This window comes from Nonomuraea sp. NPDC049637 (assembly GCF_040675235.1).
Classification (GTDB): Bacteria; Actinomycetota; Actinomycetes; order Streptosporangiales; family Streptosporangiaceae; genus Nonomuraea.
On sequence record NZ_JBFAOM010000052.1, the window covers coordinates 38,042 to 64,154 of the forward strand.

The 26,113-nt window shown below is 72.4% G+C and carries 27 protein-coding genes; 15 read left to right on the top strand and 12 right to left on the bottom strand.

The window, feature by feature from the left end:
• Positions 1-12: 12 nt before the first annotated feature.
• The gene (locus tag AB0J71_RS42485; RefSeq protein ID WP_352322125.1) at positions 13-1,053 is read left to right on the top strand and encodes an Lrp/AsnC family transcriptional regulator; all 1,041 of its coding nucleotides are present in this window, start codon (positions 13-15) and stop codon (positions 1,051-1,053) included.
• Positions 1,054-1,093: 40 nt separating this feature from the next.
• Here the strand turns inward: AB0J71_RS42485 and AB0J71_RS42490 are convergent, their stop codons facing one another.
• Both AB0J71_RS42490 and AB0J71_RS42495 read right to left on the bottom strand, forming a co-directional pair.
• Positions 1,094-2,269: an amidase gene (locus AB0J71_RS42490; RefSeq protein ID WP_364419799.1), complete on the bottom strand. Its 1,176-nt coding sequence runs from the start codon at positions 2,267-2,269 to the stop codon at positions 1,094-1,096.
• A gap of 111 nt (positions 2,270-2,380) precedes the next feature.
• Positions 2,381-3,256 carry a LysR family transcriptional regulator gene (locus AB0J71_RS42495; RefSeq protein ID WP_352322122.1) on the bottom strand — a complete coding sequence of 292 codons (876 nt, stop codon included), beginning with the start codon at positions 3,254-3,256 and terminating at the stop codon, positions 2,381-2,383.
• A 118-nt stretch (positions 3,257-3,374) separates the two neighbouring features.
• Between AB0J71_RS42495 and AB0J71_RS42500 the strand changes: the two genes are divergently transcribed.
• From AB0J71_RS42500 to AB0J71_RS42515, 4 genes are read left to right on the top strand one after another with little or no spacing between them, the layout of a single operon-like run.
• Positions 3,375-4,937, top strand: a complete 1,563-nt coding sequence (locus AB0J71_RS42500; protein ID WP_364419801.1) for an amidohydrolase — start codon at positions 3,375-3,377, stop codon at positions 4,935-4,937.
• 14 nt (positions 4,938-4,951) lie between these two features.
• The gene (locus tag AB0J71_RS42505) at positions 4,952-5,914 is read left to right on the top strand and encodes an ABC transporter substrate-binding protein (protein WP_352322118.1); all 963 of its coding nucleotides are present in this window, start codon (positions 4,952-4,954) and stop codon (positions 5,912-5,914) included.
• Between the two features lie 2 nt (positions 5,915-5,916).
• Complete coding sequence (locus AB0J71_RS42510; protein ID WP_352322116.1) at positions 5,917-6,825, top strand: amino acid ABC transporter permease; 909 nt, start codon at positions 5,917-5,919, stop codon at positions 6,823-6,825.
• Between the two features lie 29 nt (positions 6,826-6,854).
• Complete coding sequence (locus AB0J71_RS42515) at positions 6,855-7,598, top strand: amino acid ABC transporter ATP-binding protein (RefSeq protein ID WP_358301108.1); 744 nt, start codon at positions 6,855-6,857, stop codon at positions 7,596-7,598.
• Positions 7,599-7,630: 32 nt separating this feature from the next.
• Here the strand turns inward: AB0J71_RS42515 and AB0J71_RS42520 are convergent, their stop codons facing one another.
• The 3 genes from AB0J71_RS42520 to AB0J71_RS42530 all read right to left on the bottom strand — a co-directional run bounded on the left by AB0J71_RS42520 (position 7,631) and on the right by AB0J71_RS42530 (position 10,388).
• On the bottom strand, positions 7,631-8,914 hold the full coding sequence (locus AB0J71_RS42520) for a hypothetical protein (RefSeq protein WP_364419803.1): 1,284 nt from the start codon (positions 8,912-8,914) through the stop codon (positions 7,631-7,633).
• Positions 8,915-9,001: 87 nt separating this feature from the next.
• Positions 9,002-9,571 carry a hypothetical protein gene (locus tag AB0J71_RS42525; RefSeq protein WP_364419805.1) on the bottom strand — a complete coding sequence of 190 codons (570 nt, stop codon included), beginning with the start codon at positions 9,569-9,571 and terminating at the stop codon, positions 9,002-9,004.
• A 31-nt stretch (positions 9,572-9,602) separates the two neighbouring features.
• On the bottom strand, positions 9,603-10,388 hold the full coding sequence (locus AB0J71_RS42530) for a hypothetical protein (RefSeq protein ID WP_364419807.1): 786 nt from the start codon (positions 10,386-10,388) through the stop codon (positions 9,603-9,605).
• A 290-nt stretch (positions 10,389-10,678) separates the two neighbouring features.
• On the opposite strand from AB0J71_RS42530, the gene AB0J71_RS42535 reads away from it, so the two are divergent.
• Genes AB0J71_RS42535 through AB0J71_RS42545 form a run of 3 tightly spaced genes read left to right on the top strand, consistent with a single transcriptional unit; the run spans position 10,679 to position 13,757 of the window.
• Positions 10,679-12,292 carry a PP2C family protein-serine/threonine phosphatase gene (locus tag AB0J71_RS42535; protein ID WP_364419809.1) on the top strand — a complete coding sequence of 538 codons (1,614 nt, stop codon included), beginning with the start codon at positions 10,679-10,681 and terminating at the stop codon, positions 12,290-12,292.
• Positions 12,289-13,392: a cobalamin B12-binding domain-containing protein gene (locus AB0J71_RS42540; protein ID WP_364419811.1), complete on the top strand. Its 1,104-nt coding sequence runs from the start codon at positions 12,289-12,291 to the stop codon at positions 13,390-13,392. The genes AB0J71_RS42535 and AB0J71_RS42540 overlap by 4 nt, the downstream gene beginning before the upstream one ends.
• Entirely contained in the window at positions 13,389-13,757 is a 369-nt protein-coding gene (locus AB0J71_RS42545) for an STAS domain-containing protein (RefSeq protein WP_352322105.1), read from the top strand. Before AB0J71_RS42540 ends, AB0J71_RS42545 begins: the two co-directional genes overlap by 4 nt.
• A 94-nt stretch (positions 13,758-13,851) precedes the next feature.
• On the opposite strand, the gene AB0J71_RS42550 is transcribed toward AB0J71_RS42545, so the two are convergent.
• Entirely contained in the window at positions 13,852-14,376 is a 525-nt protein-coding gene (locus AB0J71_RS42550) for an STAS domain-containing protein (RefSeq protein WP_364419813.1), read from the bottom strand.
• Positions 14,377-14,527: 151 nt separating this feature from the next.
• Here AB0J71_RS42550 and AB0J71_RS42555 point away from each other — a divergent pair, with 151 nt between their 5' ends.
• Positions 14,528-15,577 (top strand): lytic transglycosylase domain-containing protein, encoded by a 1,050-nt coding sequence (locus AB0J71_RS42555; RefSeq protein WP_364419816.1) that lies wholly within the window; start codon positions 14,528-14,530, stop codon positions 15,575-15,577.
• Between the two features lie 19 nt (positions 15,578-15,596).
• Here the strand turns inward: AB0J71_RS42555 and AB0J71_RS42560 are convergent, their stop codons facing one another.
• A complete protein-coding gene (locus AB0J71_RS42560) occupies positions 15,597-16,766 on the bottom strand; it encodes an FAD-dependent monooxygenase (RefSeq protein ID WP_364419818.1) in 1,170 nt (389 codons plus the stop codon).
• 67 nt (positions 16,767-16,833) lie between these two features.
• Here AB0J71_RS42560 and AB0J71_RS42565 point away from each other — a divergent pair, with 67 nt between their 5' ends.
• Entirely contained in the window at positions 16,834-17,409 is a 576-nt protein-coding gene (locus AB0J71_RS42565; protein WP_352322097.1) for a helix-turn-helix domain-containing protein, read from the top strand.
• Here AB0J71_RS42565 and AB0J71_RS42570 read toward each other — a convergent pair.
• Both AB0J71_RS42570 and AB0J71_RS42575 read right to left on the bottom strand, forming a co-directional pair.
• Positions 17,399-17,824 carry a hypothetical protein gene (locus AB0J71_RS42570; RefSeq protein WP_364419820.1) on the bottom strand — a complete coding sequence of 142 codons (426 nt, stop codon included), beginning with the start codon at positions 17,822-17,824 and terminating at the stop codon, positions 17,399-17,401. The genes AB0J71_RS42565 and AB0J71_RS42570 overlap by 11 nt on opposite strands.
• A gap of 269 nt (positions 17,825-18,093) precedes the next feature.
• Positions 18,094-18,771 carry a helix-turn-helix domain-containing protein gene (locus tag AB0J71_RS42575; RefSeq protein ID WP_364419823.1) on the bottom strand — a complete coding sequence of 226 codons (678 nt, stop codon included), beginning with the start codon at positions 18,769-18,771 and terminating at the stop codon, positions 18,094-18,096.
• Between the two features lie 98 nt (positions 18,772-18,869).
• Here AB0J71_RS42575 and AB0J71_RS42580 point away from each other — a divergent pair, with 98 nt between their 5' ends.
• A complete protein-coding gene (locus AB0J71_RS42580) occupies positions 18,870-19,838 on the top strand; it encodes an NAD(P)-dependent alcohol dehydrogenase (protein ID WP_364419825.1) in 969 nt (322 codons plus the stop codon).
• 48 nt (positions 19,839-19,886) lie between these two features.
• On the opposite strand, the gene AB0J71_RS42585 is transcribed toward AB0J71_RS42580, so the two are convergent.
• Positions 19,887-20,378 (bottom strand): NUDIX domain-containing protein, encoded by a 492-nt coding sequence (locus AB0J71_RS42585; RefSeq protein ID WP_364419827.1) that lies wholly within the window; start codon positions 20,376-20,378, stop codon positions 19,887-19,889.
• An 84-nt stretch (positions 20,379-20,462) separates the two neighbouring features.
• Between AB0J71_RS42585 and AB0J71_RS42590 the strand changes: the two genes are divergently transcribed.
• Entirely contained in the window at positions 20,463-21,224 is a 762-nt protein-coding gene (locus AB0J71_RS42590; protein ID WP_364419837.1) for an SDR family NAD(P)-dependent oxidoreductase, read from the top strand.
• A 79-nt stretch (positions 21,225-21,303) separates the two neighbouring features.
• Here the strand turns inward: AB0J71_RS42590 and AB0J71_RS42595 are convergent, their stop codons facing one another.
• A complete protein-coding gene (locus AB0J71_RS42595; protein WP_364419829.1) occupies positions 21,304-22,467 on the bottom strand; it encodes an MFS transporter in 1,164 nt (387 codons plus the stop codon).
• Entirely contained in the window at positions 22,464-22,928 is a 465-nt protein-coding gene (locus AB0J71_RS42600) for a GNAT family N-acetyltransferase (RefSeq protein WP_352322085.1), read from the bottom strand. The genes AB0J71_RS42595 and AB0J71_RS42600 overlap by 4 nt, the downstream gene beginning before the upstream one ends.
• A 26-nt stretch (positions 22,929-22,954) precedes the next feature.
• On the opposite strand from AB0J71_RS42600, the gene AB0J71_RS42605 reads away from it, so the two are divergent.
• The 3 genes from AB0J71_RS42605 (at position 22,955) to AB0J71_RS42615 (ending at position 25,135) form a co-directional block, all read left to right on the top strand.
• Positions 22,955-23,482, top strand: a complete 528-nt coding sequence (locus AB0J71_RS42605) for a CGNR zinc finger domain-containing protein (protein ID WP_352322083.1) — start codon at positions 22,955-22,957, stop codon at positions 23,480-23,482.
• 174 nt (positions 23,483-23,656) lie between these two features.
• Positions 23,657-24,490: an NAD(P)H-binding protein gene (locus AB0J71_RS42610; RefSeq protein WP_364419831.1), complete on the top strand. Its 834-nt coding sequence runs from the start codon at positions 23,657-23,659 to the stop codon at positions 24,488-24,490.
• Between the two features lie 78 nt (positions 24,491-24,568).
• On the top strand, positions 24,569-25,135 hold the full coding sequence (locus AB0J71_RS42615) for an SGNH/GDSL hydrolase family protein (protein WP_364419833.1): 567 nt from the start codon (positions 24,569-24,571) through the stop codon (positions 25,133-25,135).
• The last annotated feature ends 978 nt before the right edge of the window (positions 25,136-26,113 follow it).

Sequence of the window (26,113 nt, forward strand, 5' to 3'; positions counted from 1 at the left end):
GAGGGAGGATCAGTGCAGGATTCCGGCGTGGAGCCGCCGTCGTTGCTGGCCGAGTCCGACCTTGAGCTCATCGACGCTCTGCAGATCAGCCCGCGGGCGAGCTGGGTGGAGGTGGGGGCGGCCGTCGGGGCCGACCCGGTGACGGCGGCGCGGCGCTGGCAGCGGCTCACGAGCACCGGCGAGGCGTGGACCACGGTCGCCCTCGGCCCCCGCCAGATGCACGCGCTGAGCATGGCGTTCCTGGAGATCGACTGCGCGGCCGGCGCGGCGGCCGAGGTCGCGGCGGCGCTGGCGCGCGAGCGCCATCTGATCACCGTCCAGCACGTCGCCGCCGGGCACGACCTGTTCGTGATCGCCGTGGCCCCGTCGATGGCGGCCCTGGCCGATCACGTGCTCACCGCGCTGCCCCGGGTGCCGGGGGTGGCCAAGGTCCGCACGCACGTCGCCACGCGGGTGTTCGAGGCGTCGTGCCGGTGGCGGCTGCGGGTGCTGCCGCCGCGAACCGCCGCCGCCCTGGCCAGACGGCCGGCCGCGCCGGAGTCGACCAGGGAGATGGACGAGATCGACCGGCGGCTGTTCACCGCCCTGCTGCCCGACGGCCGCGCGCCCTACGCCGAGCTGGCCAGGGCGGTGGGCACGTCCGAGCGCACGGTCCAGCGCCGGCTGACCAGGCTGGTGGCCACCGGCGACCTCGACTTCCGCTGCGACCTGGCGCGGTCGCACGCGGGCTGGCACTCCGCCGCGCTCTTGTGGCTGCGGATGCCCGACGCGCTGCTGGAGGAGACCGGCCGGGCGCTGCTCGGCTGGCCGGAGACCCGTACGTGCGCGGCGCTCGCCGGGCCGCGGAACATGCTGCTGACGGTGGGCCTGCACGGCGTGGCCGACCTGCATCCGCTGGTGGTGCGGCTGGAGGAGCGTTTCCCGCACGTGACGGTGGCCGACCGGCAGATCGTGCTGCGCCAGTCGAAGCTGTACGGGCGGCTGCTCGACCCGTACGGGCGGTGCGCCGAGGTCGTGCCGGTGGACCCGTGGAGCCTGCCCAGCGCGGCCTGACCGGCGGATCCTTGAGGGTCAGCGCGGCGATCCGCGAGGGTCAGCGCGGCTCGGGGATCGTCCCGCCGCGGGCCTCCCTGCACATCCCCGCCCGCAGCACGGCGGCCTCGCTCGTGGCGACGAGCTGCAGGTCGCCGACGGCCAGGGCGGGCAGGCCGAGCGCCGACACCGTCGCGGTGATCCGGCCGACCTCGCCGCGCACCCGGGCCTCGTCGCAGCCGACCCTGGGCGCGGGGGCGCCGAGCGTCGGCATGACCAGCAGGTCGATGCCCTCGATGCCGGCCGTGAACGCGGCCCGCAGCGCCGCCAGCCGCTCGACGGCCCGCTGGTAGTCGTCGTGCCCGATTCCGCCGGCGGCCGCCAGCTTGGCCCGTACCCCGGGGCTGTAGCGGGCGGCGCACTCGGGGAAGGTGCCCTCGTGCGTCCGGCGCGCCTGCGCGCTCACGATCGTCCAGTACGGTTCCAGCACCTCGGCGGGCAGGGCCACCTCGCGCAGCCGCGCGCCCAGCTCGGCGAAGTCCCCGGCCTGGGCGCAGCCCTCCACGACGCCCACGACCAGCCCGGCCAGCGAGTCGGGCGGCTCGACGTCCTCGCCGGTCAGCGCCTGCCAGACGCGGGCGCAGTCGGCGACCGAGGTGGTCATCGGGCCGACCACGTCGAAGGCGGGGGCGAGCGGCGCCACCCCGGCGGCGGGCACGGCCCCCGCACGCGGGCGCAGCCCGACCACGCCGCAGCAGGCCGCGGGCATGCGCACCGAGCCGCCGGTGTCGGTGCCGAGCCCGAACCGGGCGATCCCGGCCGCGAGCGCCGCGGCGGTGCCGCCACTGGAACCGCCGGGGGTCAGGTGCGGGTGCCGCGGGTTGCCCACGTCGCCCCAGTGCGGGTTCTCGCTGGTCACGCCCCAGGCGAACTCGTGCTGGTTCGCCTTGCCGACCAGCAGCGCGCCCGCCGCGTCCAGGAGCTCGACGCAGCGGGCGTCGGCCAGGGCCGGTTCGGCGCCGTACAGGGCGGAGCCGCGGGTGGTGGGCAGGCCGGCCACGTCGATCATGTCCTTGACGACGTACGTCCAGTTCCGCAGGGGGCCGTCCGGCGTGCGGCGGTCGTCGCGCCCGAGGCGGCCGAGGACGGGTTCCTGGCCGGCCTCGATGAGGATGTGCTGCCCGCTGTGGAGGCGGATCGCCTCGACGGACCGGGCGATCGCCGCCTCGCGTTCCACGGTGGAAGATCTCCTTAGCCTTGCGCGGGCACGGCGACGCCAGGTGACACGCGGCCCGGGGATGATCCGGCACATGCTGGCAGATGGGCCCCGGCCGCGTCGAGAGGCGGTTCAGACGGTCAGCTCGTCCAGCAGCCACTGCAGGCGGGCGGTCTCGCGGTCGGGGTGGACCAACGTGAAGATGCTGCGGCTGATGTTGAGCCACGGCACGTCGACCACCACGACGTCCTCGCCGTGGCCGCGCAGCGCGAGGTCGGGGATGAGGGCCGCGCCCACGCCGGCGCCGATCAGCGACAGGGTGATCTTGAAGTCGTCGGAGTGGCAGACCACCCGCGGGTGCAGGCTCCAGTGGGCGAACAGGGCCTCGAAGAGGGTGGCGTCGCTGCTGGCCGGGTGGTGCATGATCCACGGCAGGTCCACGAGCTGCTCCGCCCGGTACGGCGACAGGTCCGGCCAGAGCCTGGGCAGCACGAGCCGGTACCGGTCCTCGGCGATCCACCGCCTGGTCAGCACCGACGGCCACGACAGCCCGGTGTTGCCGACCTGGTAGACCACCGCGGCGTCCATCTCGCCGCCGCTGCCCAGACGGGCGATGAGCTGCGAGGACTCGGCGACCGACAGCCGGATCCCGGCCCGGTCCTCCGGTTCCATCCGCCGCATGACGTCGGCCAGCACGCCGGTGAAGCTGGGGAACAGCCCGAGCCGGATCTGCGGCTCGCTGTTGCGGTGCACCGCCTGGACGGTGGCCACCATGCGCTCGATGTCGGCCAGCACGGTCTCGGCCTGCCTGGCCAGCACCTCCGCCGCGCTGGTCGGCAGCACGCTGTGGGCGAAGCGGTCGAACAGCCGCACGCCGGTCTCCCGCTCCAACGCGGCCATCTGCTGGGAGACGGCCGAGGAGGTGTAACCGAGCCGGTTCGCCGCCGCCGCGAACGACCCCAGACGCACGACCTCACGCAGTGTGCGCAGATGTTCCGGCTTGAGCATAAGCGTTCCTTGCTCTCAGCGCTGCTAAATGTCGTGTTTATATCGCTTCCTACTTCTTTCCGCCACTTCTACAGTGAGCCGCACCACCCCCACCCGAAACCCCTGAGAGATCCATGACATGCGCGTATACCGCAACGCCACCATTCGCACCGGCACCAACGGCGCCCCCGCCGCCCAGGCCATGGCCGTGGACGGCGAGCTGATCGTCGCCGTCGGAACCGAGGCCGACGTGCGCGCGGCGGCGGGCCCGGGAGCCGAGCTGGTGGACCTCGACGGCGCCGCCGTCCTGCCCGGCCTGTACGACGCCCACATCCACACGGCCCAGTACGCCCAGAGCCTCGGCGCGGTCGACCTGCGCGACGTGCGCTCCCTGGACGAGGCCCTGGCCAAGGTGGCCGAGCACGCGGCGACCCTGCGGCCGGGCGCCTGGCTGTTCGGCGGCCGGTGGAACAGCAACATCTGGAACCCGCCGGTCCAGCCCGACCGCAAGGCCCTCGACTCGGTCTGCCCCGACCTGCCGGTGGCGCTGCCCAACGTCGACGGCCACACCGTCTGGGCCAACTCCGCCGCCCTGCGGATGGCCGGGATCGACGCCTCCACCCCCGACCCGGTCGGCGGCGAGATCGTCAGGGACGCGTACGGGGAGCCCACCGGCATCCTGCGCGAGTCCGCCTCCTACCCGCTGCGCGCCCTCATGGTCTCCGGCGACCTGCGCGACCGGCTGCGCGCCGGCCAGGAGGAGCTGCTGTCGTTCGGGCTGACCAGCGTGCACGACATCGACGGCGAGGACTGCCGGGCCGCCTACCTGGAGCTGCGCGACGCCGGCGAGCTGAAGATCCGCGTGCACAAGGCGATCCCCACGGTCGCCCTGGAGGCCGCCATCGCCGAGGGCCGCCGTACCGGCCAGGGCGACGACTGGGTCCGGACCGGGCCGGTCAAGGTGTTCAGCGACGGCGCGCTCGGCTCGCACACCTGCCACATGCACGAGGCGTTCGCCGGTGAGCACGACAACACCGGCATCGCGGTCACCCCGTACGAAGACCTCGTACGGATCTTCAGCAAGGCGGCGGCGGCCGGCATCGCGGTCGCCACGCACGCCATCGGCGACCGCGCCAACCGGCTGGTCCTCGATGCCTACGAGGCGATCGGGCCCACCGCCGGCCTGCGGCACCGCATCGAGCACGCCCAGCACCTGCGCCCCCAGGACCTGACCAGGATGGCCCGGCTGGGCGTCGTCGCCTCGATGCAGCCGGTGCACTGCACCACCGACATCGCGCTGGTGGACTCGCTGCTCGCCGGCCACGACCTGGCCTCCTACGCCTGGCGAGGCATGCTCAACGCCGGGGTCGCGCTGGCCTTCGGCTCCGACGCGCCGGTGGAGAGCCCCGACCCGTGGGCCGCACTGTACGCCGCGGTCACCCGTACCCGGCAGGACGGCACGCCCGCCGGCGGCTGGCAGCCCGAGCAGCGGCTGAGCATGGCAGAGGCGATCACCGCGCACACCCTCGGCGCCGCGTACGCGGCCGGCGAGCAGGACCGCAAGGGCGTGCTCGCGCCCGGCATGCTCGCCGACTTCATCGCCGTGGACACCGACCCGTACCTGGAGCCGCCGGAGGCGGTGCTGCGCACCCAGGTCCTCACCACCGTCGTCGGCGGCGAAGTCCGCTGGCAGCGATCCTGAAGGAGCACCCCCTCGTGAACATCCGCACTCTCTCCGCCCTCGCCGCCGGCGCGCTGCTGGCCGCCACCACCGCCTGCGGCGCCCAGTCCCTGGACGACGGCGGCGCCGCCGCGGCCCCCGCGGACGGCGGCGCGGCGGCGGTCACGCTCGACCAGGCCCCCACCGAGGAGAAGGCGGCCGACGTGATCAACGCCATCACCCCGGACCAGGCTCTCGCCGCCAAGGCGCCCGCCCGCCTGAAGACGCAGGGCCTGAAGGTCGTCACGTCCGTCGGCTACCCGCCCATGGAGCTGTATGCGAGCGACGGCAAGACGGCGATCGGCTTCGACCCGGCGCTGGCCAGGGCCATCGCCAGGAAGCTCGGCGCCAAGGTGACCATCTCCGACGAGGAGTTCAACTCGCAGATCCCCGGCGTGCTCACCGGCCGCTACGACTTCGTCATCTCCTCGATGAGCGACACGCCGGAGCGGCAGAAGCAGGTCACCTTCGTGGACTACGTGCAGGCCGGCGCCGGTCTGCTGGTCAAGAAGGGCAACCCGGCCAAGATCAGCGGCCCGGCCGAACTGTGCGGCAAGACGGTGTCCGTCGTCGACAACGGCTCGTCCATGGAGCTGGCCGAGCAGTACGACGCCGACTGCAAGAAGGCCGGCAAGGCGGCCGTGAACATCCTGAAGTTCCCCGGCGACCAGGAGGCCCTGATCCAGGTCACCGGCGGGCGGGCGCAGGCCACCATCACCGACTACGTGGTGGCCGCCAGCAAGGCCGCCGACCCCAAGCTGGACGTCGAGGCGATGGCCCTGGACGGCACCGAGAGCCCGTGGGGCATCGGCATGAAGCCCGACGACAAGGAGCTCGTCGACGCGGTGAAGGGCGCGCTCGACTCCCTCATCACCGGCGGCGAGTACGCCAAGCTGCTGAAGGCGTGGAACCTGGACAAGCTGGCCGTCCAGTCCGCTGTCGTCAACGGCGGTAAGTGACCATGCGCACGGAACCCTTCACCGGGCCGTCCGGGGAGCACGTCCCGGTCGCCAGGACCCGCCACTGGGGCCGTCTGCTGGCCGCGGCGGTCGTGACGGCGATCGCCGGCTGGCTGGTCTACCTGGTCGTGGTGAACCCGCGCCTCGACTGGGGCAAGGTCGCCGAATACCTGTTCAACGACCGCATCCTCGCCGGGGTCTGGGTCACCATCGAGATCTCGGTGCTGGCGACCGTGCTGGGGCTGGTGCTCGGCGTCGCCGTGGCGATCATGCGGCTGTCGCACAACCCGGTGCTCAGCGGGCTGGCCACGCTCTACATCTGGTTCTTCCGCGGCACGCCGGTGCTGGTGCAGCTCATCTTCTGGTACAACCTGGCCTTCCTGTTCCCCGAGCTGGTGCTCAAGGTGCCGTTCACCATGATCGGCGTCAAGTGGGACACCAACGAGGTGATGACCGGTTTCACCTCGGCCATGCTGGGGCTCGGGCTGAACCTGGCGGCGTACTTCGCCGAGACCGTGCGGGCCGGGATCCAGGCCGTCGACCACGGCCAGACCGAGGCCGCGTACGCGCTGGGCATGACCCCGGCCAAGCGGATGCGCGTGATCGTGCTGCCGCAGGCGCTGCGGATCATCATCCCGCCCACCGGCAACGAGTTCATCTCCATGCTGAAGACCACGTCGCTGGTCTACGTGGTGGCCGGGCACGACCTGATGACCAACGCCAGCCAGATCTACAAGGCCAACAACCTGATCATGGAGCTGCTCATCGTGGCGAGCCTGTGGTACATGCTGATGACCGCCGTCGCGACCTTCCTCCAGGGCCGCCTGGAACGCCGGTTCGGCTCCGAGGCCGTACGGCTGGTCCGCGGCGGCGGGCTCGCGGCCCGGATCCTGCCGAAGGCGGCGGCGTGAGCCCCGTCGTGCACGCCACGGGCGTGCGCATGGGCTTCGGCGACACGCAGGTGCTCAACGGCGTCGACTTCACCGTCGCGCCGGGCGAGGTGAGCTGTGTGATCGGGCCGTCCGGATCGGGCAAGTCGACCTTCCTGCGCTGTGTCAACGGGCTGGAGCCGGTGCTCGGCGGCAGCCTGCGGGTGCTCGGCGAGGAGGTCGGGCACAGCCTGCGCGAGGGCCGCTACCGGCCGTGGACGCCCAAGGAGTTCGCCGTCTTCCGCCGCCGGATCGGCATGGTGTTCCAGCGGTTCAACCTGTTCGCCCACCAGAGCGCGCTGGAGAACGTGGCCTGCGCCCCCGTCCACGTCCTCGGCGTCTCCGCGGAGCGGGCCCGGGCGACCGCGATGGAGCACCTGGAGCGCGTCGGCCTGGCCGCCCACGCGCACAAGCGGCCCCACCAGCTCTCCGGCGGCCAGCAGCAGCGGGTCGCCATCGCCAGGGCGCTGGCGATGAGCCCGGAGCTGATGCTGTTCGACGAGCCCACGTCCGCGCTCGACCCCGAGCTGGTGGACGAGGTGCTGGAGGTCATGCGCGGCCTGGCCGCCGACGGCATGACGATGGTCGTGGTCACCCACGAGATCGCCTTCGCCAGGGAGGTCGGCGACCGGCTGGCCTTCTTCGCCGACGGGGTCGTGGTCGAGAGCGGCCCGCCGGCCGAACTGCTGGCCAACCCGGGACACGAGCGGACCAGGGCGTTCCTGTCGAGCGTCCTGACCCAGGACCGCACCTGAGGCGAGGGGGCTCCGCCCGCCGGAGCCCCCTTCTAGGGGTCGCGCCGACGCGCGCTGAACCGCAGGAACCCGGCGGTCTGCGTCACGACGACGAGCAGCGAACCGGCGATCAACGCCAGCCACAGCCCCCGCAGCCCCCAAGCCCGCGCCGCCGGACCCGCCACGGACGCCAGCAGGCCGTTCCCCAGGACGGCCGACCCCAGCGTCCAGGACGACCGCCTGAGCGCCGTCAGCCCGGCCGCCATCACGATCGCGCAGTGGTCGGCCAGGGCGTGCACCACCGACAACGGCAGCAGGCCGACGGCGACGGCGAGCACGGCGGCGTCCGAGGTGAACAGCCCGAGCACCGCCTCCCCCAGGACGACCAGCACCAGCCCGCCGGCCAGCACACCGGCGGCGGCGATCGTCAGCGCCGCCCGGTTCAGCCGGCGGGCCTGGCCCGGCAGGGCCGCCCTGGCGATCTCCGGCGTCGCGGCCTGCGCGACCGCGACGGCGGCCAGCCCCAGGAGTCCGTGCAGCGACAGCAGGACGGCGTGCGCGGCCGCCCCCTGCGCCCCGGTCCGCGCGGCGGCGTACGTCACCCCGCCCATGACCGCGAACTTCACGACGAGCGTGGCCGACATCGGGACGCCCACCCGCGCCATCCGCACGATCTCCCGCCACCGCGGGCGGCCCGGCCACGACGACCGCCCGGCCAGCTCGGGCAGGCGCAGCAGCAGCGCATTGGACACGACCACGGCCACGGCGGTGGACGCCACCAGCGCCACCCCGCTGCCCTGGACGCCCATCCGCGGCACCAGGACGAGCTGCAGCACCACCCCCGTGGCCGTGCTCGACAACCCGGACCGGAGCACCAGCCTGCTGTGTCCGAGCGCGACCAGCACGCCGCCGGCGCCGCTGCCCGCCGCGTACAGCAACACCTGGAGCGCCAGCAGCGGCGGCAACGCCCCGAACTCGGCCACCACCTCGCCGGGCGCCCCGCCGATCCGCGCGATCACCGGGACGCCGAGCATGACGCCCGCGCCGGCCGTGCCGAGCCCGGCGGTGAGCCACCGCGCGTCCTTCAGGACGAGCAGCGCCTCCGCCGGACGGTCCCGGCAGACGGCGACGAACGGCGCCATCCCCCGCAGACCACCCGACACCGCCGCCGTCACGGGGGTGAGCACAGCGTTGACCAGCGCGAAGGCCGCCAGTTGGGCCGTGGCCTGGCGGCCGAGGAGTGAGGTGGTGACGAGCTGGGCGACGATCCCGGCGCTCATGGACAGAAAGAGCGGGACGGCCGCGGCGAGCAGCGCTCGATGAGGTGTGGAGGGCATGACATGCAAGATCCCGGGAGCGCCTGCCCGCCGGGATGCATGATCATTATATCGGTGGGCCGCCCGTCCTGTCTGCCCCTTCGCGTCTCAGCCGCCGTTGAGGTGGCCCTGCTCAAGGGGGCGTCCGGAGTGTGGGTCGAGGGTGACCGTCCGCGCGGGCCGGTCGTCCAGGCGGACGTGTGCGGGGTCGAGCCAGGTCACCCTGGGCGGGCCGTCGTCGGGTCCGGCGGTGAAGCGCTCCGTCAAGGGCCATTCGCGGGTCAGCAGGCCGTCGTCCCGGCGGACCACGAGCCTCCAGTCGGGGGCGATCCAGTCGTCGGACAGCACCCGCACCTCCAGCCCGCTGCCGTCCGGGCCGGGGATCCTGGCATGCACCCGCATGCCGGTCACGAGAGCGATCAGCCCGGCCATCGCCCAGATCATCACGAGCGCGACGACGGGCGCGCGCGGACCGCCGCCGAAGGCGAGCGCCCCGGAGACGACGACCAGGCTCGCCGCCAGCGTCCCCAGCAGGACGGGCCGGTCGAGCAGCACGTAGTGCCCGAGGCCGCCGACCAGGGCGGCCGCCACCGCGACCACCGCCAGAACCAGCAGCCCGACGGCCACCCGCGCGTGCGCACGCGAGGCCACGGCCTCCGGCTTCGGATCATCGTTCATGTTCGTCGAGGTGTTCCGCGGCACGGCCGGGTCAGCCGAACCTGACCTCCAGCCTGATCCGCTGGTTGGTCCCGCTCTGCTCGAAGTCGGCGGTGACCTGCGGGCCGAAGGCGGCCGAGCCGGTCAGCTTCACCTGGAGCGGGTAGACCTTGCCACTGGTGGCCGAGCGGTAGGTCGCGGTGATGCGGTACCGGCCCAGGGGCACGTCGACCACCGCCCAGCCGCTGTCCGTGTAGACCGGTGCGCGGCCGGAGACGACCTTGCCCTCGCTGCCGTCGATCAGCGGGCCGACCGGGGTCATCGTCAGCCGTACGTTCTCCTGGTCGACGTCCTCCGGGAGGTTGTCGAACCAGAGGTTCGTGGCGACCAGGCCGCCGTAGTACCGGCCGTCGGCGCCCGGCCGCCTGCCGGTCACGCGCCAGGTGAAGTTCCGCACCCCGCCCGCGCTCGCCCGGACGGAGCCGGTCGAGGACGGCTCCAGGTCGAAGGTGTACTGCCGCCCGTGGAACTGCCGCGTCACCGAGGCGCTGACCAGCCAGGACGACGGCTCGCGCGGCAGTTGCGCCCGGTAGAGGCCGTTGCCGTCGCTGTGCAGCACGATGTCGCTGTTGTAGTAGCGCCGGTCCTTCACCACGACCTTGGCGCCCTGGACCGGGCGTCCGGCCGAGTTCACCACCTTGCCCCGCACCACGTACGCCGCCGCGCCGACGCTCGCGTCCGCCGCGCCGGCGGAGCCCGGCGCGCAACCGAGCACCGCGCTCAGGACGAGCGTCGCCCCCGTCCTGCCCAGAACCGACCGGGTCCTCGTCTCGCCCATCTTCTCCCCGTCCGCCGACTGTGTCCTGACTGACCAGACCCTGGCCGCGGCTCCTTGGAAACGACTGGAAACCGCTGGAGACGGCCGGTCGGAGGCGCTCGACCGGGCCGTCCGCGGCTGGGGCGGTGGGCGAGCCTCGGCTACAGTGGGGAGAAGAACGTGTATACGCAACCATTCTTCAGGGAGGCAGGGCCCGTCACGGCGGGCTCGTTGTTTTGACAGGTCTGACGAGCAGTCTGGGACAGGACGAAACCGGGACCGTGTGGCGCGGCGCCCCTTACCCGGTCCTGGTGGTGGACACCGCGGGTGTCATCACCCAGGCCAACGACGCGGCGCTGCGGCTGCTGCCCGGTGCGGTCCCCGGCGCGGCGCTGGCGGACAGCGCTCCCGCCTGGCTCTCCCACGCCCACGCCGCCACAACCCCTCTCCCTGACGCCGCCCTTCCCGACGCCGCCCTTCCGGACGGCGCTCTTCCCGACGGCGCTCTTCCCGGCGGTGTGCGTGGTTCGATCGGGGCGGCCACGTTCGAGGCGCGTCCGGTCCGCGACGGCGACGTGATCGCCTGGTGGCTGGCCGACACCACCGAACTCGACCGCGCCACCCAGGCCCTGCACCTCGAACGCGAGCGCACGTCGTTCCTCGACAAGGCCTCCAGCGAGCTGCTGTCCTCGCTCAACCTCGATCGCTGCCTGGAGGTGACCGCCCGGCTGGCCGCCCGCCACCTGGCCGACGCCGCGCTGGTCATCCTGCCGCCCTACCGGCGCCGGCACCCCATCGCGTACTGCGGGCCGGACGGCGTCGTCGTCCGCGAGGAGCTGGCCGTCGATCCCGAGGCCGTGCCCGGCCTGGCCGAGGCGCTGCAGGGCTACCCGCCCCAGCCCTCCCGCTGGATCGACCCCGCCGCCGCCCCCGCCTGGCTGGCCCGCGACGGGCTCGACGAGATCGGCTCGATGGTGGTGACCGCGCTGCCCGGCCACGGCGTCCCGGCCGGGGCGCTCGTCCTGCTGCGCGGCAGCGGCCAGGCGTGCTTCTCCGACGGCGAGGAGGTCTTCGCCCGGCTGTTCGCGGCCCGCGCGGGGGCCGCGGTGTCCGCCGCCCGCCTGTACGCCGAGCAGGCCGACATCACCGAGACCCTCATGCGCGAGCTCCTGCCGCCCCGCGTGCGGAGCCTGCACGGCGTCGAGGTCGCCGCCCGCTACCGTCCCTCGGAGCACACCGCCCGGGTCGGCGGCGACTTCTACGACCTCCACCCGCCCACCGAGCCCGGCCAGGAGTCGCTGGTGGTGCTCGGCGACGTGGCCGGCAAGGGCCTGGAGGCCGCCGTGCTCACCGGCAAGATCCGGCACACCCTGCAGGCCCTGCTGCCGATGGCCGGCGACCATCAGCGCGTGCTCGAACTGCTCAACGGCGTTCTCGTCAAGGGCGGCGACCGCTCCCGCTTCGTCACGCTCGTCCTGGCCTCGATCCAGCGGGCCGGGAACCGCGTCCTGCTCCGGGTCACCAGCGCCGGGCACGCGCCGCCGCTCGTCGTACGCGGCGACGGGCGCGTCGACGTGGCCAGCACCAAAGGCACCCTCATCGGCATGCTCGAACGCGTCACGAGCGTCACCGACACCGTGGTCCTGGAACCCGGCGAGACCTGCCTGCTCTACACGGACGGCATCACCGAGGCCATGGGCGGCCCGCTCGGCGACGAGATGTTCGGCGACGAGCGGCTGCAGGAGGAGTTGCGGCAGTGCGGCGGCATGCCGCCCGAGGCGATCACCGAACGTGTGGAGATGTTGTCGTCCCAGTGGGTAGGAGGTGGCGATCACGATGACATGGCCGTCATCGCCATCACCGCGCCGCGCGGGGCCCATCTGAGCGCGGTGGGAGGACACGGACGGGGAAGGTTCACCGCATGACGCACGCAGACGGACTCTCCGCCTGGCGCGAAAAACTCTGGGACGCCGCCGTCGCCGGAGACGAGTACGCCGCCACGGACGCCGCGCTCGCCGCGCTCGACCAGGACATCTCGCTGGAAGCCCTGCTGCTGCACGTGGTCGCCCCCGTACAGGCCCGCGTCGGCCTGGAGTGGGAGAGCAACCAGATCACCGTGGCGCAGGAGCACACCGCCACCGCCGTCAACGAGCGGGTGCTGGCCGCGCTCGCCCACCACCCCGCCGCCCGCGCCGCCGCCGCGAGCGGCCCGGCGCTCGGGCGCATCGCCGTCGCCTGCATCGACGGCGAGTGGCACGCCATGCCCGCCCGCATCCTGTCCGAGGTGCTGCGGCTGCGCGGCTGGCAGGTCGACTACCTGGGCGCGCAGGTGCCGACGCACCACCTCATCACCCACCTCCACCGCACGGCCTGCGACGTGGTGGCGCTGTCCAGCTCCATCCCGACCCGGCTGCCCGGCGCCCACGCCGCCATCACCGCCTGCCAGGCGACCGGCACGCCGGTGATGGTCGGCGGCGCCGCCTTCGGACCCGACGGCCTCTACGCCGGCCTGCTCGGCGCCGACGCCTGGGCCGCCGACGGCGCCGCCGCCGCCGACCGGCTCGCCGCCGGCCCGCTGACCCGCCCCGTCGCCCCCCGCCAGGCCGTCGACGACCTGCCGCACCTGGACGACCAGGAGTACACCATGGTCAGCCGGTCGGCCCGGGCCCTGGTCAGGGACGTCATGGGCGGCCTGGAGGAACGCATCCCGGCGATGGCGGACTACACGCCGCAGCAACGCAGGCACACCGCCGAGGACATCCTGCACATCGTCGACTTCCTGGCCACCGCGCTCTACGTGGACGACCCCGGCCTGTTCACCCGGTTCCTCACCTGGACGGCCGGCGTCCTGACCGCTCGCGGCGTCCCGGCGGGCACGCTGCTGCCGGCACTCGACCTGCTGGGCAGGCGGCTGGAGGACTTCCCGCGCGCCTCGGCCCTGATCAGCAACGGGCGCGACGCCGTGAGCGCCGCGGCCACCCCGACCGACAAGACCCCGCTCCCCGGCCACGGAAAGATCGCATGACCGCCTTCGCCCCCGACCCGCTGACCCTCGTCCAGGCCACGCCCCGCCCGGGGGTGCTGCGCGTCGCCGTCACCGGCGACCTGGACTACAACACTGCGCGAGAGCTCCTGACCACCGCCCTCGCCGCGCTCGCCGACGGCGGCCTGACCGACCTGCACCTCGACTTCGACGGCCTGCACTTCTGCGACTCCAGCGGCCTGTCGGCGCTGCTGATGATCCACCAGCACGCCGTGACGGCCGGCACCCGGCTGCACCTGGAGCAGCGCCCGCGGGTGCTGGAGCGGCTGCTGGACGTCAGCGGCACGTACGAGCACCTCACCGGCGCCCCGGCCGGCGTCCCCCAGCACTCCTTCACCCAGGACTGATCCCCACCGCCCGTCCTGGGTCTTCACCCAGACTGACTCCCGACGTCCGTGACTGACTCCCGGCGTCCGTCCGCCGGGATCCGGCCGGCCTGGTTCAGCCGGCGGCGGCCTCGTCGGCCGTGTCGCTTCTCGTGCGTCGCAGGATCGCCGCCCCGGCGATCGCGGCGGCCACCGTGTCGCCCATGGCGATGTGGTCGGCCAGCCCCGTACGCCGCATCATGTTGGCGCAGATCGGGGGCGGCGCGGCCACCGCCAGATCGCCGCCGGCGTCACGCGCCTGCCGCCACAGCGCGATGACGACGGACAGCCCGGTGGAGTCGAAGAACTCGATGCCCCTGAGGTCGAGCACGACCATCGGCGCCGCGCTGTCGCCGTTGTCATCGTGCCCGGCGTTGTCACTGTTCCCGGCGTTGTCGCCGTTCCCGGCGTTGTCGCCGTTCCCGGCGTTGTGGCCGCCGGTCACGACGCCGAGCGCCCATTGCCGGAATTCGGGTCTTTGCATGTAGTCGAGCTCCCCGCTCAACCCCATGACCAGGCACCCGTCCGCCTGTCTCGTCTCCGCCCGCAACCGGGGCCCTCGCCAGCTCGTCTCGTCCGCTCCGCCGTCGATGCCGATCACCTCCCGGTGGTTCCTCTCCTACCCGGCCGCTTCCGGGCCACGCCGCCGTCCTGTGAGAAGCGTACGCATCCCAGGTGTCAAGTGCTGCCGGTGGAGTGCTACAAGGCGAGATGTCCGGTATGAAGCCGTGATGCAGGTAGGTTGGCCGACCATGGACGACCTCCGACGCCCGTTCCGCGCCCGCCCGCCGAAGCCCCGCACCGGCCGGGGCCGTACGCTCGCCTGTCTGCTGCTGGTGAGCGCGGCAGTCGCCGGGACGGCCGGATGCGGCGCCACGGCCACGACCACCGCCCCCTCCCCCACGTCCACCCCCTCCTCGGCCTCCAAAACGGCGGAGGTCCCCTCCTCGGCCTCCAAAACGGCGGAGGTCCCCTCCTCGGCCTCCGCCACGGCGGCGGACGCCTCCCCGTCCGCGACGGCGAGCGCCGGCGCCTCCTCCGGCCAGGCGCTCCCCGCCCCCGGCGCGCCGCTCCCCACCGACCCCGCCCGCCTGGCGACGGCCCTGCGCGACACGACCACCGCCCTGAACGCGGCCATCGACCGCTGGCGCCCCTCGACGGGCGCCCCGCCGCGGGACGTCGAACTCCTGGCCCTCTACCAGCAGCGCCTCTACCGCCACGCCGCCCGCAACCGCGCCCTGGCCGACCGCGCCTTCGCCCGCCTGCCCGCCGCCCTCGCCGCCCAGGCCAAGGACAACGTCAGCGCCCTGCGCGAACTGCTGGCCCTGACCCGGCCCATCAAGCCGTCCGCCGTGTTCAAGGTGCAGCCGGCCCGCCCGGCCGCCGAACTGCTCGGCCACTTCAAGCGGGCCGAGCGCCGCTTCGGGGTGGAATGGGAGGTGCTGGCGTCGGTGATGTTCGTCGAGACGAAGTTCGGACGGGTACGCGCCGACAGCCACGCCGGCGCCCAGGGGCCCATGCAGTTCATGCCGGCGACCTGGCGCGCGTACGGGATGGGCGGCGACGTCCGAAACCCCCGGGACGCCGTCATGGGCGCGGCCAACTACCTCCACGCCAGCGGCGCCCCCCGCGACTACCGGCGGGCCCTGCACGCCTACAACCCGTCCCAGGCGTACGTGGACGCCGTCCTCCTGCACGCCCGCCAGATGCGCCGCGACCCGCGCGCGTACTACGCCTACTACAACTGGCAGGTCTTCGTCCTCACCACAGCAGGCGAACGCCGCCTGACCGGCCCGAAGTAGTCCCGGCCCCCGGGTCGCTTCACCGGACCCGGGTGTACTCCGGCAAGGGGCGGGGGTTCCTGGTCTGGACGCGGCGTTCCACCGCTCCCATGGCCTTCAGCAGCGGGAGGCGGATCAGGGCGTCCCGGACGCATCGGCCGCCCTCGGTTCTCGGCACCATGAGCCGGACGTTCGGGCCGATCTGCTGCTTCCTGGCCACCAGCGGACGATGGACGGCCTCGTACCGCGCGAAGGCGACACGGTGCTCACCGCCGGCGGCGGCGAGCTCCCCCGCCAGCCGGTACGCCCCCACCAGGGCCAGCTCCGCGCCCGCCCCGGAAGCCGGCGAGGCGCACCAGGCGGCGTCGCCGACGAGCACGACGCGGCCCTTCGACCAGGAGTCCATGTGCACCTGGCCCAGCGCGTCGAAGTAGAAGTCGGGGTCGGCCAGGGCCGAGTCGAGCAGCTCCCGGGTACGCCAGGACGTCTCGCCCCCGAACGTCCGGCTCACCAGCCGCTTGTGCTCGGCGACGTCCCGGCGGTCGTAGTCCAGCGGCGCGGAACGGAAGATGAAGTACGCCTTGGCCTGCGCGTGGTTGCCCGACCGGTAGATGCCGGCCATGCGTCCCGGCGTGTTGAACATCGTGACCCAGCGGTCCTCCCCGAGCGCGGCGTCGGCGTCGGCGAAGGCGAAGTAGTGGTCCTTGTGCCGGACGAACTCCTCCTCCGGTCCGAAGGCCAGCCGCCGCACGTGGGAGTGCATGCCGTCCGCGCCGACGACCAGGTCGAAGGCGCGGGCGGCCGCGTGCTCGAAGGCGACTCGCACACCCTGCTCGTCCTGGTCCAGGCTGCTGATCGCGTCACCGAACATGATCTGCACGTCGGTCGCCTCGCGCAGCAGCGTCACCAGGTCGCCGCGCATGATCTCCACCGAGCCGGGGTCGCGGGTGTCGACGCGGGCGACGGGCCGGCCGCCGGCGTCCACGAACTTCATGCCGTGCACGTCGGCGGCCAGCGCGCGCACCTGCGGCATGAGGCCCATCCTCGCGGCCACCTCGACGGCGTGGTCACGCAGGTCCACACCGTTGCCGCCGGCGCGCAGGCGCGGGGCGCGCTCGACGACGGTGGGCCGGAAGCCCAGCCGGGCCAGCCAGTACGCCAGGGCCAGCCCGGCGATGCCGGCTCCGGAGATCAGGACGCGCTCGTTCACTGAGGCTCCTCGGGGTACAGTAACTGAAATAAGCGTTCCAGTTAACTATGTGGAATGAGCATTTCAGTTGTCAACACCCGCCGAGCCCAAGCGCCGTGCCGACGCCGTGCGCAACCGCCGACTCGCCCTCGACGCCGCCATGACGCTGCTGGCCGAACCCGGCGCGACGCTCACCGTCGAGGCCATCGCCAAGCAGGCGGGCCTGGGGGCCGCGACCGTCGTACGCGCCTTCGGCGGCAAGGACGCCCTGCTGGACGCCGCCGTCTCCCGCCTGCTGGAACCGGTCGTCCAGCGTGCCCGCGACCTGCTCGCCGAGACCACGGCCCACCAGGCCCTGCGGACCTTCCTCGGCGAGCTGATCGCGTTCCAGACCGCCCACCACGCCGTCAACGACCAGCTGGGCGGCCTGGACCTGCCGGCCACCACCGCCCTGCGCGCCGGGCTGGCCGCCGCCGTCGAGGAGATGATCGAGGGGGCGCGGCGCGAGGGCACGATCCGCACCGACCTCGACCCGGCCGTCGTCACGGCCCTCCTCGGCCGGACGGCCCTGGCCGTCGCCCGCGCCCAGCCCCCTTCACAGGCCCTCGCCGACGCCTATCTCACCGTGTTGCTGGACGGCCTGCGCCCCACCATCACTTCTTGATGCAGTATTCGATCTTCGCGGCGGCCATCGTGATATTGACGACCCGCTTGCCCAGCCACTTGTCCTGGAAGTCGCAGAAGTAATCCCAGGTGCCGTCGCTGTAGTCGATGTAGCCGGACCAGCCGCCGGGCTCCAGCTTGTAGCCCTTGGAATTGAGCGAGTGGTCGCCGCTGCAGTTCTGGCTCCAGCGCCCGATGGTGCCGTCCGACTTCCAGTACTTGTAGACCAGGTAACTCGACTGGCACCAAGCCGACGCCGACGCGGCGGCCGGGCCCGGGGTGGCCACGATCGTCAGGGCCGCGCAGGTGGCGGCCGCCGTGGCGAGCAGTTTCCTCGTCCGATTTCCCGTTCCGAACATTTCTCGTCCTCTCCGGCCGCGCGGAACCACGGCGACACGAATGTTCAGCGATTTCACCGGGCCCAGTTCGCCCCGATGCCGGAAAGCCTGCCGCACCCGGAACGCGCCCCACAATGCCTTTTAGCCCTGGCTGAAAGGGCTACCACCCACCGCCTGGAGGCCCACCGGATCAGCGATTGATTGAATTAAGCTTTCGAAACAGCACAGAACATTCCTGAAAGCAATCGCCGCGCCATTCTTGGTGTTCGCCGTCCAGCCGCTCGCTCTCGCCGATCGTGCCGGCCTCCCGCCACGAGCGGCCGGGGTCGTCCTGTCGGGCGCCGGCGTCAGCGGCTGCTCCGCTCGTTCCCCGGCCTCGCCGCCGGGTGGGCCGTACTGGACGACGTCGGAACCAGGTGGCCGAGCGTGAGGGGCGGCGGGGGCGGCAGGGGCTCGGCGTGGTCGGCGCGGAAGGACTGCAGCAGATACGCCACCAGCCGCCGCGACGCCGCCGCCACCCCCTCCCCGGCCCCAGCCCCAGCCCCAGCCCCGGCGACGATGCCGCAGTTGGCCCTCAACAGCAGCACCAGGTCCGCGGAGGCGAAATCGGCCCGCAGCCGCCCGGCGGCCTTGGCCCGCCGCACCACCTCCTCGAAGCCTCGCTCGGCCCGCTCCCGGGTGCGCTCGTAGTCGACCGCGTCGGGGAACGCGGTGAGGAAGGCGTCGGTGAACCCGCGGTCGGCGACCTGCATCGCGCACACCTTCTCGATCGCCCCGCAGAACCCGTGCCAGGGATCCGGGTCGGCCAGCGCCTCGTCCACGACCGACGCGCACGCCGCCAGCTCGTCCGCGAACACCTCCGTGATCAGGGACTCGCGTGACGGGAAACGCCGGTAGAGGGTGGCCACGCCGACCCCGGCGCGCCGCGCGATCGCCACCATCGGCACGTCCAGACCGCGCCTGGCGAACGTCTCCCGCGCGGCCTCCAGGATGCGTGCCCGATTGTGCCGCGCGTCGGCCCGCATTTCCCTGGCGGGCGCCAACTGAGAGCGAGGACTGGGCATCTTTCTCACATTAGCCTAAGTGGAGAGCCCCGACCGTTTAGCGGGCTAGCGTCGTCCACATGGAGACGAACGAGATGCGCGCCGCCCTGTTCGACCAGTACGGACCGCCGGAGGTCCTGTACGTGGGCACGGCGCCCAAGCCGGTCCCCGCCCCCGGACAGGTGCTGGTGCGCGTGCACGCCGTCAGCGTGAACGGCGGCGAGGTGCACGGCCGGACGGGCCGGGTGCGCCTGGTGACCGGGCTGATGCAGCGGGGCTTCCCGAAACGGGTCGGCATCGACCTCACCGGCGAGATCGTCGCCCTGGGGTCCGGGGTCACCGGCCCCCGGATCGGCGACCGGGTGTGGGGCACGCTGGGCCGCACGTTCGGCAGCGCCGCCGAGTACGTGGCGGTCCACCCCCGCCGCCTGTCCCGGGCCCCCGCGTCCGTCGACCTGGTGACCGCCGCGGCGCTCCCGGCAGGCACGACGGCCATCACGGCGCTGCGCGACCAGGCCGGGCTCAGGCCGGGCGACCGGCTGCTCGTCCGCGGCGGCAGCGGCGGGGTGGGCGCTGTCGCGGTGCAGCTCGGCAGGGTGCTGGGCGCCCACGTCACCGCCCTCGCCGGGGCACGCAACCTCGACCTCGTCCGCGACCTCGGCGCGCACGAGGCGTACGACTACGCCACCGTCGCCCCGGCGGATCTGGGTCGGTTCGACGTGATCCTGGACACCGCCGGCACCGAGCACGCCGCTTTCCGCCGCCTGCTGACACCGTCCGGCCGCATGGTGGCGATCGCCTTCGACTCTCGCAGGATCACGGCGTCCCTGGCGTACATCGCCGCCTCGGCCGTCCACGGCCGGCGGCGCGTGCGCTTCTTCAGCGGCAACCCCACCACCCGGCTCCTCACCGACCTCACCCGGTACGTGGACAGCGGCGCCATCCGCCCGGTCGTGGACAAGGTCTTCCCGCTCGACGACATCGCCGCGGCGCACCGGTCGTTGGAGGCGGGCGGCGTGCGCGGCAAGATCGTCGTGCGGGTCGTCTGAGACCGGGCGTGGCACGCCGCCGAGCCTCCGGACGGGCGGGTACGGCTCTCACGAGGGACGCGGGCCGTCACCTACCCCTGCCTCTTCCAGAGCACGGAAGGAGACCCGGGTCGCGGCCAGGTCGGGATCGCGGACGTGCTTCCTCGCCTCGGACTCCGGAACCACCCGCCGGTGCTGTATCTCGAACTCCGGCGCCCACTCCCCAAGCCGGACCTCCGCACGCCAGTAGGAGCGGACGAGGACCAGGCCGAGCTCGCGCCCGCGCACGCATTCGCTGCGGACATAACCGAGCAGGCGGCTGCCGGTGACCGTGACGCACGCCTCTTCGAGCATCTCCCGGCGCAGGGTCTCCTCGATCGTCTCCGTTCCTTCGGGCCGCCCGGCGGGGAAACCCCAGTGCTCACCGTCATGGCTGATGAGGACCAGCTCATCGGCGGCCGTCACGCAAATGCCGGCGGCTCCGTGAGATCTGCCTTCCGGCGGGTCGTCGGCCGGGTGCCAGGACACCAGCCAGTCCTGGCCGTTCGAACGCACGGGCATGCGCTCCCCGTCACGAGCAGCAACAAAAGACGCCATACGACTCTCCCCGGACAGGTCTGATCGCTCTCAGACATTGAAGACGGCATTCGGGTCCCTCGGAAGCCCCCCTTCTCAGCGGGCCCCGCACCGCACCCGCACAGAGGTGACGCACACGCCGAACTGCTGGCCGCACGGCAGGTGACCGTCCTGGTCGGCGCCCGTGACGCGCGCCGCGGCGAGGAGACCGCGGCGGCGATCCGCGCCACGGGAGGGGACGCGCACGCGCTCGAACTGGACGTCACCGCCCCCTCCACCGCCCAGGCGGCCGCCTCCTGGATCGACGACCGCTTCGGCCGTCTGGACGTGCTGGTCAACAACGCCGGCATCACCGGATCGGGCCAGGCCGCGCCCCAGGACGCCCTCGACCGCGTCCCCAGCGCCGTGGACGTGGAGCTGGTCCGCGAGGTGTTCGAGACCAACGTCTTCGGAGTGATCCACGTGACCAACGCGGTGCTGCCGCTGCTGCGGCGCTCCCCCGCCGCCCGGATCGTCAACCTCTCCAGCCACGCCGCCTCGCTGGCGCTGACCGCCGAGGTCGACGGGCCCTTGTCGGGGCTGCCGTCAGCGGCCTACTCGCCGTCCAAGGCCGCGCTGAACGCGCTGACCCTGCAGTACGCGAACGAGCTGCGCAAGGAGAACATCCTGGTCAACGCCGCCGCCCCTGGTTACGTCGACACCGACATCAACGGCCACAGCGGCTTCCTCACCCCGGCGCAGGGCGCGGCCGTGGTGGTGCGCCTGGCCACCCTCGGCGCGGACGGCCCGACCGGCGGTTTCTTCAGCGAGGACGGCCCACTCCCCTGGTGACGATCCGGCGAGGGGACGCCGCCGGCGGCCGTTGGTGACGATCCGGCGAGGGGACGCCGCCGGCGGCCGGCCGAACTCGTCACAACCGGGCGGTCGTCGCCATGGTGACCGCGGTCAGCGCGGCGAGCAGGGCCCAGGCGGGTGTGAAACTGCCGGTCAGGTCCGTGAGCAGGCCGAGCACGGGCGGCGCCAGGACGACCGCCACCTGGTTGACGGCCATGGCCAGGCCAAGAGTGAATCCGGTGTGGTCCGGCGGCGCCGATTCGGCGGCGTAGGCGACCCAGGGGCCGTACCAGCCGATCCCGAAGAAGCCGAGCCAGACGAACAGCAGGCAGGCCGCGACCGGAGATCGGCCGACCGGGGTGGCCAGCACCGTCATCCCGATGATCACGGCGGCCAGGCAGGTCAGGACGCAGGCGTAGCGGCCGGACCTGTGCCGGTCGCTCCAGGCCGCCAGGCAGACGCGGCCCAGCGCGCCCGCGCACTGGACCGCGACGTAGACCAGGGCCGCCGAGGCGGCGTCCATGGACGTCACCTCGTGCAGGTACAGCACGGTGAGAACGCCCACGCCGCTGTGCACCGACACCATGCTCGTGCCGGACAGGACGATCTTCTTCAGGTACGGTTCGCGCAGCAGTTCCAGCCGCACGCGGGACGCGGCCGGCACCGGGCGCCGGTCCGGCGGGCGGCGGTAGAAGGCCATGAAGACGACGGCGCCCGACAATGCGACGAGCGCGCCGGCCACGAGCGTCGACCGCCAGCCGAAGCTCGTCGCCAGCGCGGGAAGCGCGAACGCGGCGAGGACGCCGCCGAGCGGAAGCCCCGCCTGACGGATGCCCATGGCCAGCCCGCGCTTCGAACCGTCGAACCAGGACGCCACCGACTTGCTGCCGCCCGGCTGAATGGCGCTGTACCCGGCACCGACGACCAGCAGGGCCACGAGCAAGGAGACGTACCCCGGAGCCACGCTGCCGGCGGCCAGCGCGACGGCGACCACGAGAGCACCGATCCCGACCACCCGGCGTTCGTCGTGGCGGTCCAGCAGCCGTCCGGCCACGAGCAGCCCGGCCAGCGGAAGCAGCTGGGCCGCCGACTGCAGCAGGCCCAGCTGGGTCGTGTTCAGCCTCAGGTCTCGTTGCAGGTGGACACTCATCGCGCCGATGCCCTGCACGAAGAACGCGGCCGTGGCCTGTGTGAAGGTCGCGATCCCCAGAATGATCCAGCGGTATCGCGACGTCCTCACGGCTTCCAGCACAACAGCGGGTCGGGGTGGTCGGCGAAGCCGAGTCGCCGGTAGAGCGGTTCCGCCTCTCGGGAGGCGGTGAGATCGACGCGTACGGCGTCCCGCTCGCGGAACCAGTCGAGCAGACCGAGCATGATCGCCCGGCTGTGCCCGCGCCGCCGGTACGACGGGTCGGTGACCATGCCGATGACGTGGCCGATCCGCCCGTTGCGGGAGTGGGGGCCGGGGAACCACTGTTCGATCGTGCCGATGCCGCAGGCGGCCAGGCCGGTGTCGCCGTCCACGACCAGGATCCGGCAGTCGGGTTCGGCCAGCTTCTGCTTGAGGACCCGGGCGAGCGCGGCGCGCCAGTCGTCGTCGGCGTCCGCGGGGTTGAAGAAGTCGCCGCCGAGGTCGTCGAAGAGCAGTGCCCGGAGGCGGACGAGTTCCGGAACATCCCGTTCCGTTGCTGTTCGCGTCATGACGTACAGGCTGATGTAATGACCTTGTGCACCTCAACCCTTACGGCGCGGACGTGGTGAACTTCGCCGCGGACCTGGCGAACCGCCCACCGGCGAGCGCCGACGAGCTCGCCCACCGCTGCCGCACGGCGGGTCTGGTGCTGGAACGTCCCGTCGAACCGTCGGATCTCGACCAGACCCTCGCCGTCATCGCCGCCTGGACGAACGTCGTCGACGCCACGGGCGAGCGCGAGAAGGCCAAGCTGGTCAACGAGATGCTGGCCCGCTCGGCCGCCTACCCCCGGCTGACCGACCACGCCCACGGCTGGCACCTGCACTATCGCGACGACCTGCAGCCGCTCGGCGCGGTGCTGTTCGCGCTGATCTCCGTCGGCACGGCGCTGCACCTCGTCAGCCGGGGCATGGACCGGCTCGGACGGTGCGCCGCCGCCGGTTGCGACAGGATCTTCGCGGACACCTCACGCACCGCACGTCAGCGCTACTGCTCCCCCTCGTGCGCCAACAGAGACGCAGTACGCCGCCACCGCGCCCGCCACTCCACGCCCCTCACCTGACCGAGCGTCCGCCTTCGCGCTCACATCCGGCCCCTGCTGGTGCCCCGCCGTCTTTGACGTCGGCCTCACAGGCATACCCAAAAAGTCAGCCACCTGACTAACTACAGGAGTGCCCGTCGTGCTACGGTTCATTTAGTCAGTCAGCCAGCTAACTATCTGATCGAGGTGTTTATCATGATCGTTGTCACGGGAGCCACCGGCAATGTCGGCCGCACGCTGGTCCGCATCCTCGCGGAACAGGGCCATGAGGTGACCGCCGTCTCCCGCCGCATCACCAATGGCGACGTGCCACCCGGCGTCCGCACGGTCGCCGCCGACCTCTCCCAGTCGTCCGCCGGCATGCCTTCCGCGGCGGATGCGGTCTTCCTCCTCGTCGGCGGAGACCTGATGATGGCCGGCGACCCCGCTCGGGTCGTCGCCCAGTTCGCGGGCGCCGGAAAGATCGTCCTGCTCTCTTCCCAGGGAGTGGCCACCCGCCCGGACTCCTTGTCACACGGGCAGGCCTTCGCCGCTTTCGAACAGGTCGTCATGGAGTCCGGCACCGACTGGACCATCCTGCGCCCCGGCGGCTTCGCCTCCAACGCCTACGCCTGGGCCTCGTCCGTCCGGGAGGCCCGCACGATCGCCGCGCCCTTCGGCGAGGTCGGCCTCCCGGTCATCGACCCCGACGACATCGCCGCCGTGGCCGCCGCCGCCCTGACCCAGCCGGGCCACACGAAGGCGATCTACGAGCTGACCGGCCCCACGCCGACCACCCCACGCCAGCGCGCGGCCGCCATCGGGGACGCCATCGGCGAGCCCGTCGCCTTCATCGACCAGACCCGGGAAGAGGCCCTCGCCCAGATGCTCACCTTCATGCCCGCCCCGGTGGCCGACACCACCCTCGACATTCTCGGCACCCCAACCCTGCGCGAGCAGACCGTCAGCCCGGATGTCCAGAAGATCCTCGGCCGCGCCCCCGCCACCTTCGCCGACTGGGCCAAGCGCAACGCCGCAGCCTTCCGCTGACGGCATGAACCTGTCCGGACGATGGCCACAAGTGTCGATCTTTGGTTGGATGTCGCGATGCACGCATCCGGGAAGCCAGTGAGCCTGGCCATCTATGGAGACTCCTACACCGTCGGCAGGGGAACGTCGGATCCGACTCGTCGATGGTCTTCGCTGGTGTGCAGCCGGCGCGGCTGGCAAGAGTTCAACGAGGGCATCAATGGACTCGGCTTCGTCCGGAAGCGAGAGGATCGCGACGGCCATTCGGCGGGTGTCGAGCGGATCATCGCGGCCGGCGCAGATGTGGTCCTGGTTTCGCTCGGAACCAACGACACCGTCATGTTCAACGAGCACGCCGAAGCCATCGCGCACAACATGGTGGTCGATTTGGCCGATCTTCGCGACGGCCTGCCCGAAGCCCGCATCTTGGTCATGGAGCCGTTCTGGGCGTACACAGAGTTGCCTTACAAGGTGGTCGCGATCCGCGCCTGGCTGGCAAAGGCCGCAGCCGATATCGGCCTTGACTATGTGGACGGGGTCTCGAACTACTTCGCCGGCCGTCCGGAGTTCTTGGATCCCGACGGCCTCCACGCCAACGATGCCGGTCACCTCCTGATCGCTCAGTTCATCGACGGCATGTTGACCCAGCGGGGCTTGACACCCTAGTCATCACGGCAGAAGCCAACCGCACGGATCGGACGAGCGCCGAGCTGCCGTCCCGTTTCTGCCGCACTCGGATGGCACCCGATGGTGACAGACGGCTGCCCCTCAGCCGCAAGTGTGCTGTTGGGCGCTGCTCACCGCTGCACCGACCCCCTGCGGCACCGAGGGTTCACCCCGGCCCATCGCCAGCCAGGCCAACACCCGCAGGCCAGAGCAGGCCGCCACCCGCCCTCAGAAGCTGCACGCATCCGCCACCCTGCCGCAGCGCCTCACTCACCATCGGCTTCGCCATGCCCAACGGCCGAATACCGCTCCCCACCAGCGGCCTGACACCACATCCACTCCACGGCCCCCAAACCAAGACGAACCCGATCCAGGAACCCCTGAATGTTCTGTCGCAGCGAAGATTGAGCAAATCTCATCGCAGTTCGAGTGATGGTGGCTCGACTGTTGCCCTGTCCGGCGGCTGCCGTCCTGGCCGATCACATGGTGACCGAGCTTTTCGCCGAGGCCGCCCTCCATGCTCATCGATCTAGCGCTGCGCTCAGGCATATCAGTAACACCGTGCTCCTCCAGACATCCTGAGCGCGGAGAAGTGGCACAAGCGGCTCACCGACGCGGACCGGCAGGCCCTGTCCCCGCTGGTTTGGACCCACGTAAACCGCCTACGGCCGGTTCGAGCTGGACATGAACTCCCACCTCGAATTGGCCGCCGCCGCGGCGGCGGCCAGGGTGCCCGACCCCCGCTCCGCCCCCCGGGGTGTCCACTGCCCGGTCAGCCGGGCGGCCGGGCCGGTTCGGTCTGAACGACTGCCCGGCTCTCCTCGCCCTCCAGCACCGGGCCTGCGACGGTGGCGCGAGCCGACCGCATGGCACGCCTAGTCCAGCACGTCAGGGGATCTGGGCCTCGATGTGGGCGAGTTGGGCGGCGAGGGTCTCCTCGAATGCGGCGCGGCGGTCTGCGCCGAGGGGGCGGATGTC

Coding starts and splice junctions, on each gene's coding strand:
- AB0J71_RS42495 (WP_352322122.1), bottom strand. CDS start 3,256: ATGCTCAAGCCGGAACATCTGCGCACACTGCGTGAGGTCGTGCGTCTG.
- AB0J71_RS42500 (WP_364419801.1), top strand. CDS start 3,375: ATGCGCGTATACCGCAACGCCACCATTCGCACCGGCACCAACGGCGCC.
- AB0J71_RS42510 (WP_352322116.1), top strand. CDS start 5,917: ATGCGCACGGAACCCTTCACCGGGCCGTCCGGGGAGCACGTCCCGGTC.
- AB0J71_RS42515 (WP_358301108.1), top strand. CDS start 6,855: ATGGGCTTCGGCGACACGCAGGTGCTCAACGGCGTCGACTTCACCGTC.
- AB0J71_RS42520 (WP_364419803.1), bottom strand. CDS start 8,914: ATGCCCTCCACACCTCATCGAGCGCTGCTCGCCGCGGCCGTCCCGCTC.
- AB0J71_RS42525 (WP_364419805.1), bottom strand. CDS start 9,571: ATGAACGATGATCCGAAGCCGGAGGCCGTGGCCTCGCGTGCGCACGCG.
- AB0J71_RS42530 (WP_364419807.1), bottom strand. CDS start 10,388: ATGGGCGAGACGAGGACCCGGTCGGTTCTGGGCAGGACGGGGGCGACG.
- AB0J71_RS42540 (WP_364419811.1), top strand. CDS start 12,289: ATGACGCACGCAGACGGACTCTCCGCCTGGCGCGAAAAACTCTGGGAC.
- AB0J71_RS42545 (WP_352322105.1), top strand. CDS start 13,389: ATGACCGCCTTCGCCCCCGACCCGCTGACCCTCGTCCAGGCCACGCCC.
- AB0J71_RS42555 (WP_364419816.1), top strand. CDS start 14,528: ATGGACGACCTCCGACGCCCGTTCCGCGCCCGCCCGCCGAAGCCCCGC.
- AB0J71_RS42575 (WP_364419823.1), bottom strand. CDS start 18,771: ATGCGGGCCGACGCGCGGCACAATCGGGCACGCATCCTGGAGGCCGCG.
- AB0J71_RS42580 (WP_364419825.1), top strand. CDS start 18,870: ATGGAGACGAACGAGATGCGCGCCGCCCTGTTCGACCAGTACGGACCG.
- AB0J71_RS42585 (WP_364419827.1), bottom strand. CDS start 20,378: ATGCCCGTGCGTTCGAACGGCCAGGACTGGCTGGTGTCCTGGCACCCG.
- AB0J71_RS42600 (WP_352322085.1), bottom strand. CDS start 22,928: ATGACGCGAACAGCAACGGAACGGGATGTTCCGGAACTCGTCCGCCTC.
- AB0J71_RS42610 (WP_364419831.1), top strand. CDS start 23,657: ATGATCGTTGTCACGGGAGCCACCGGCAATGTCGGCCGCACGCTGGTC.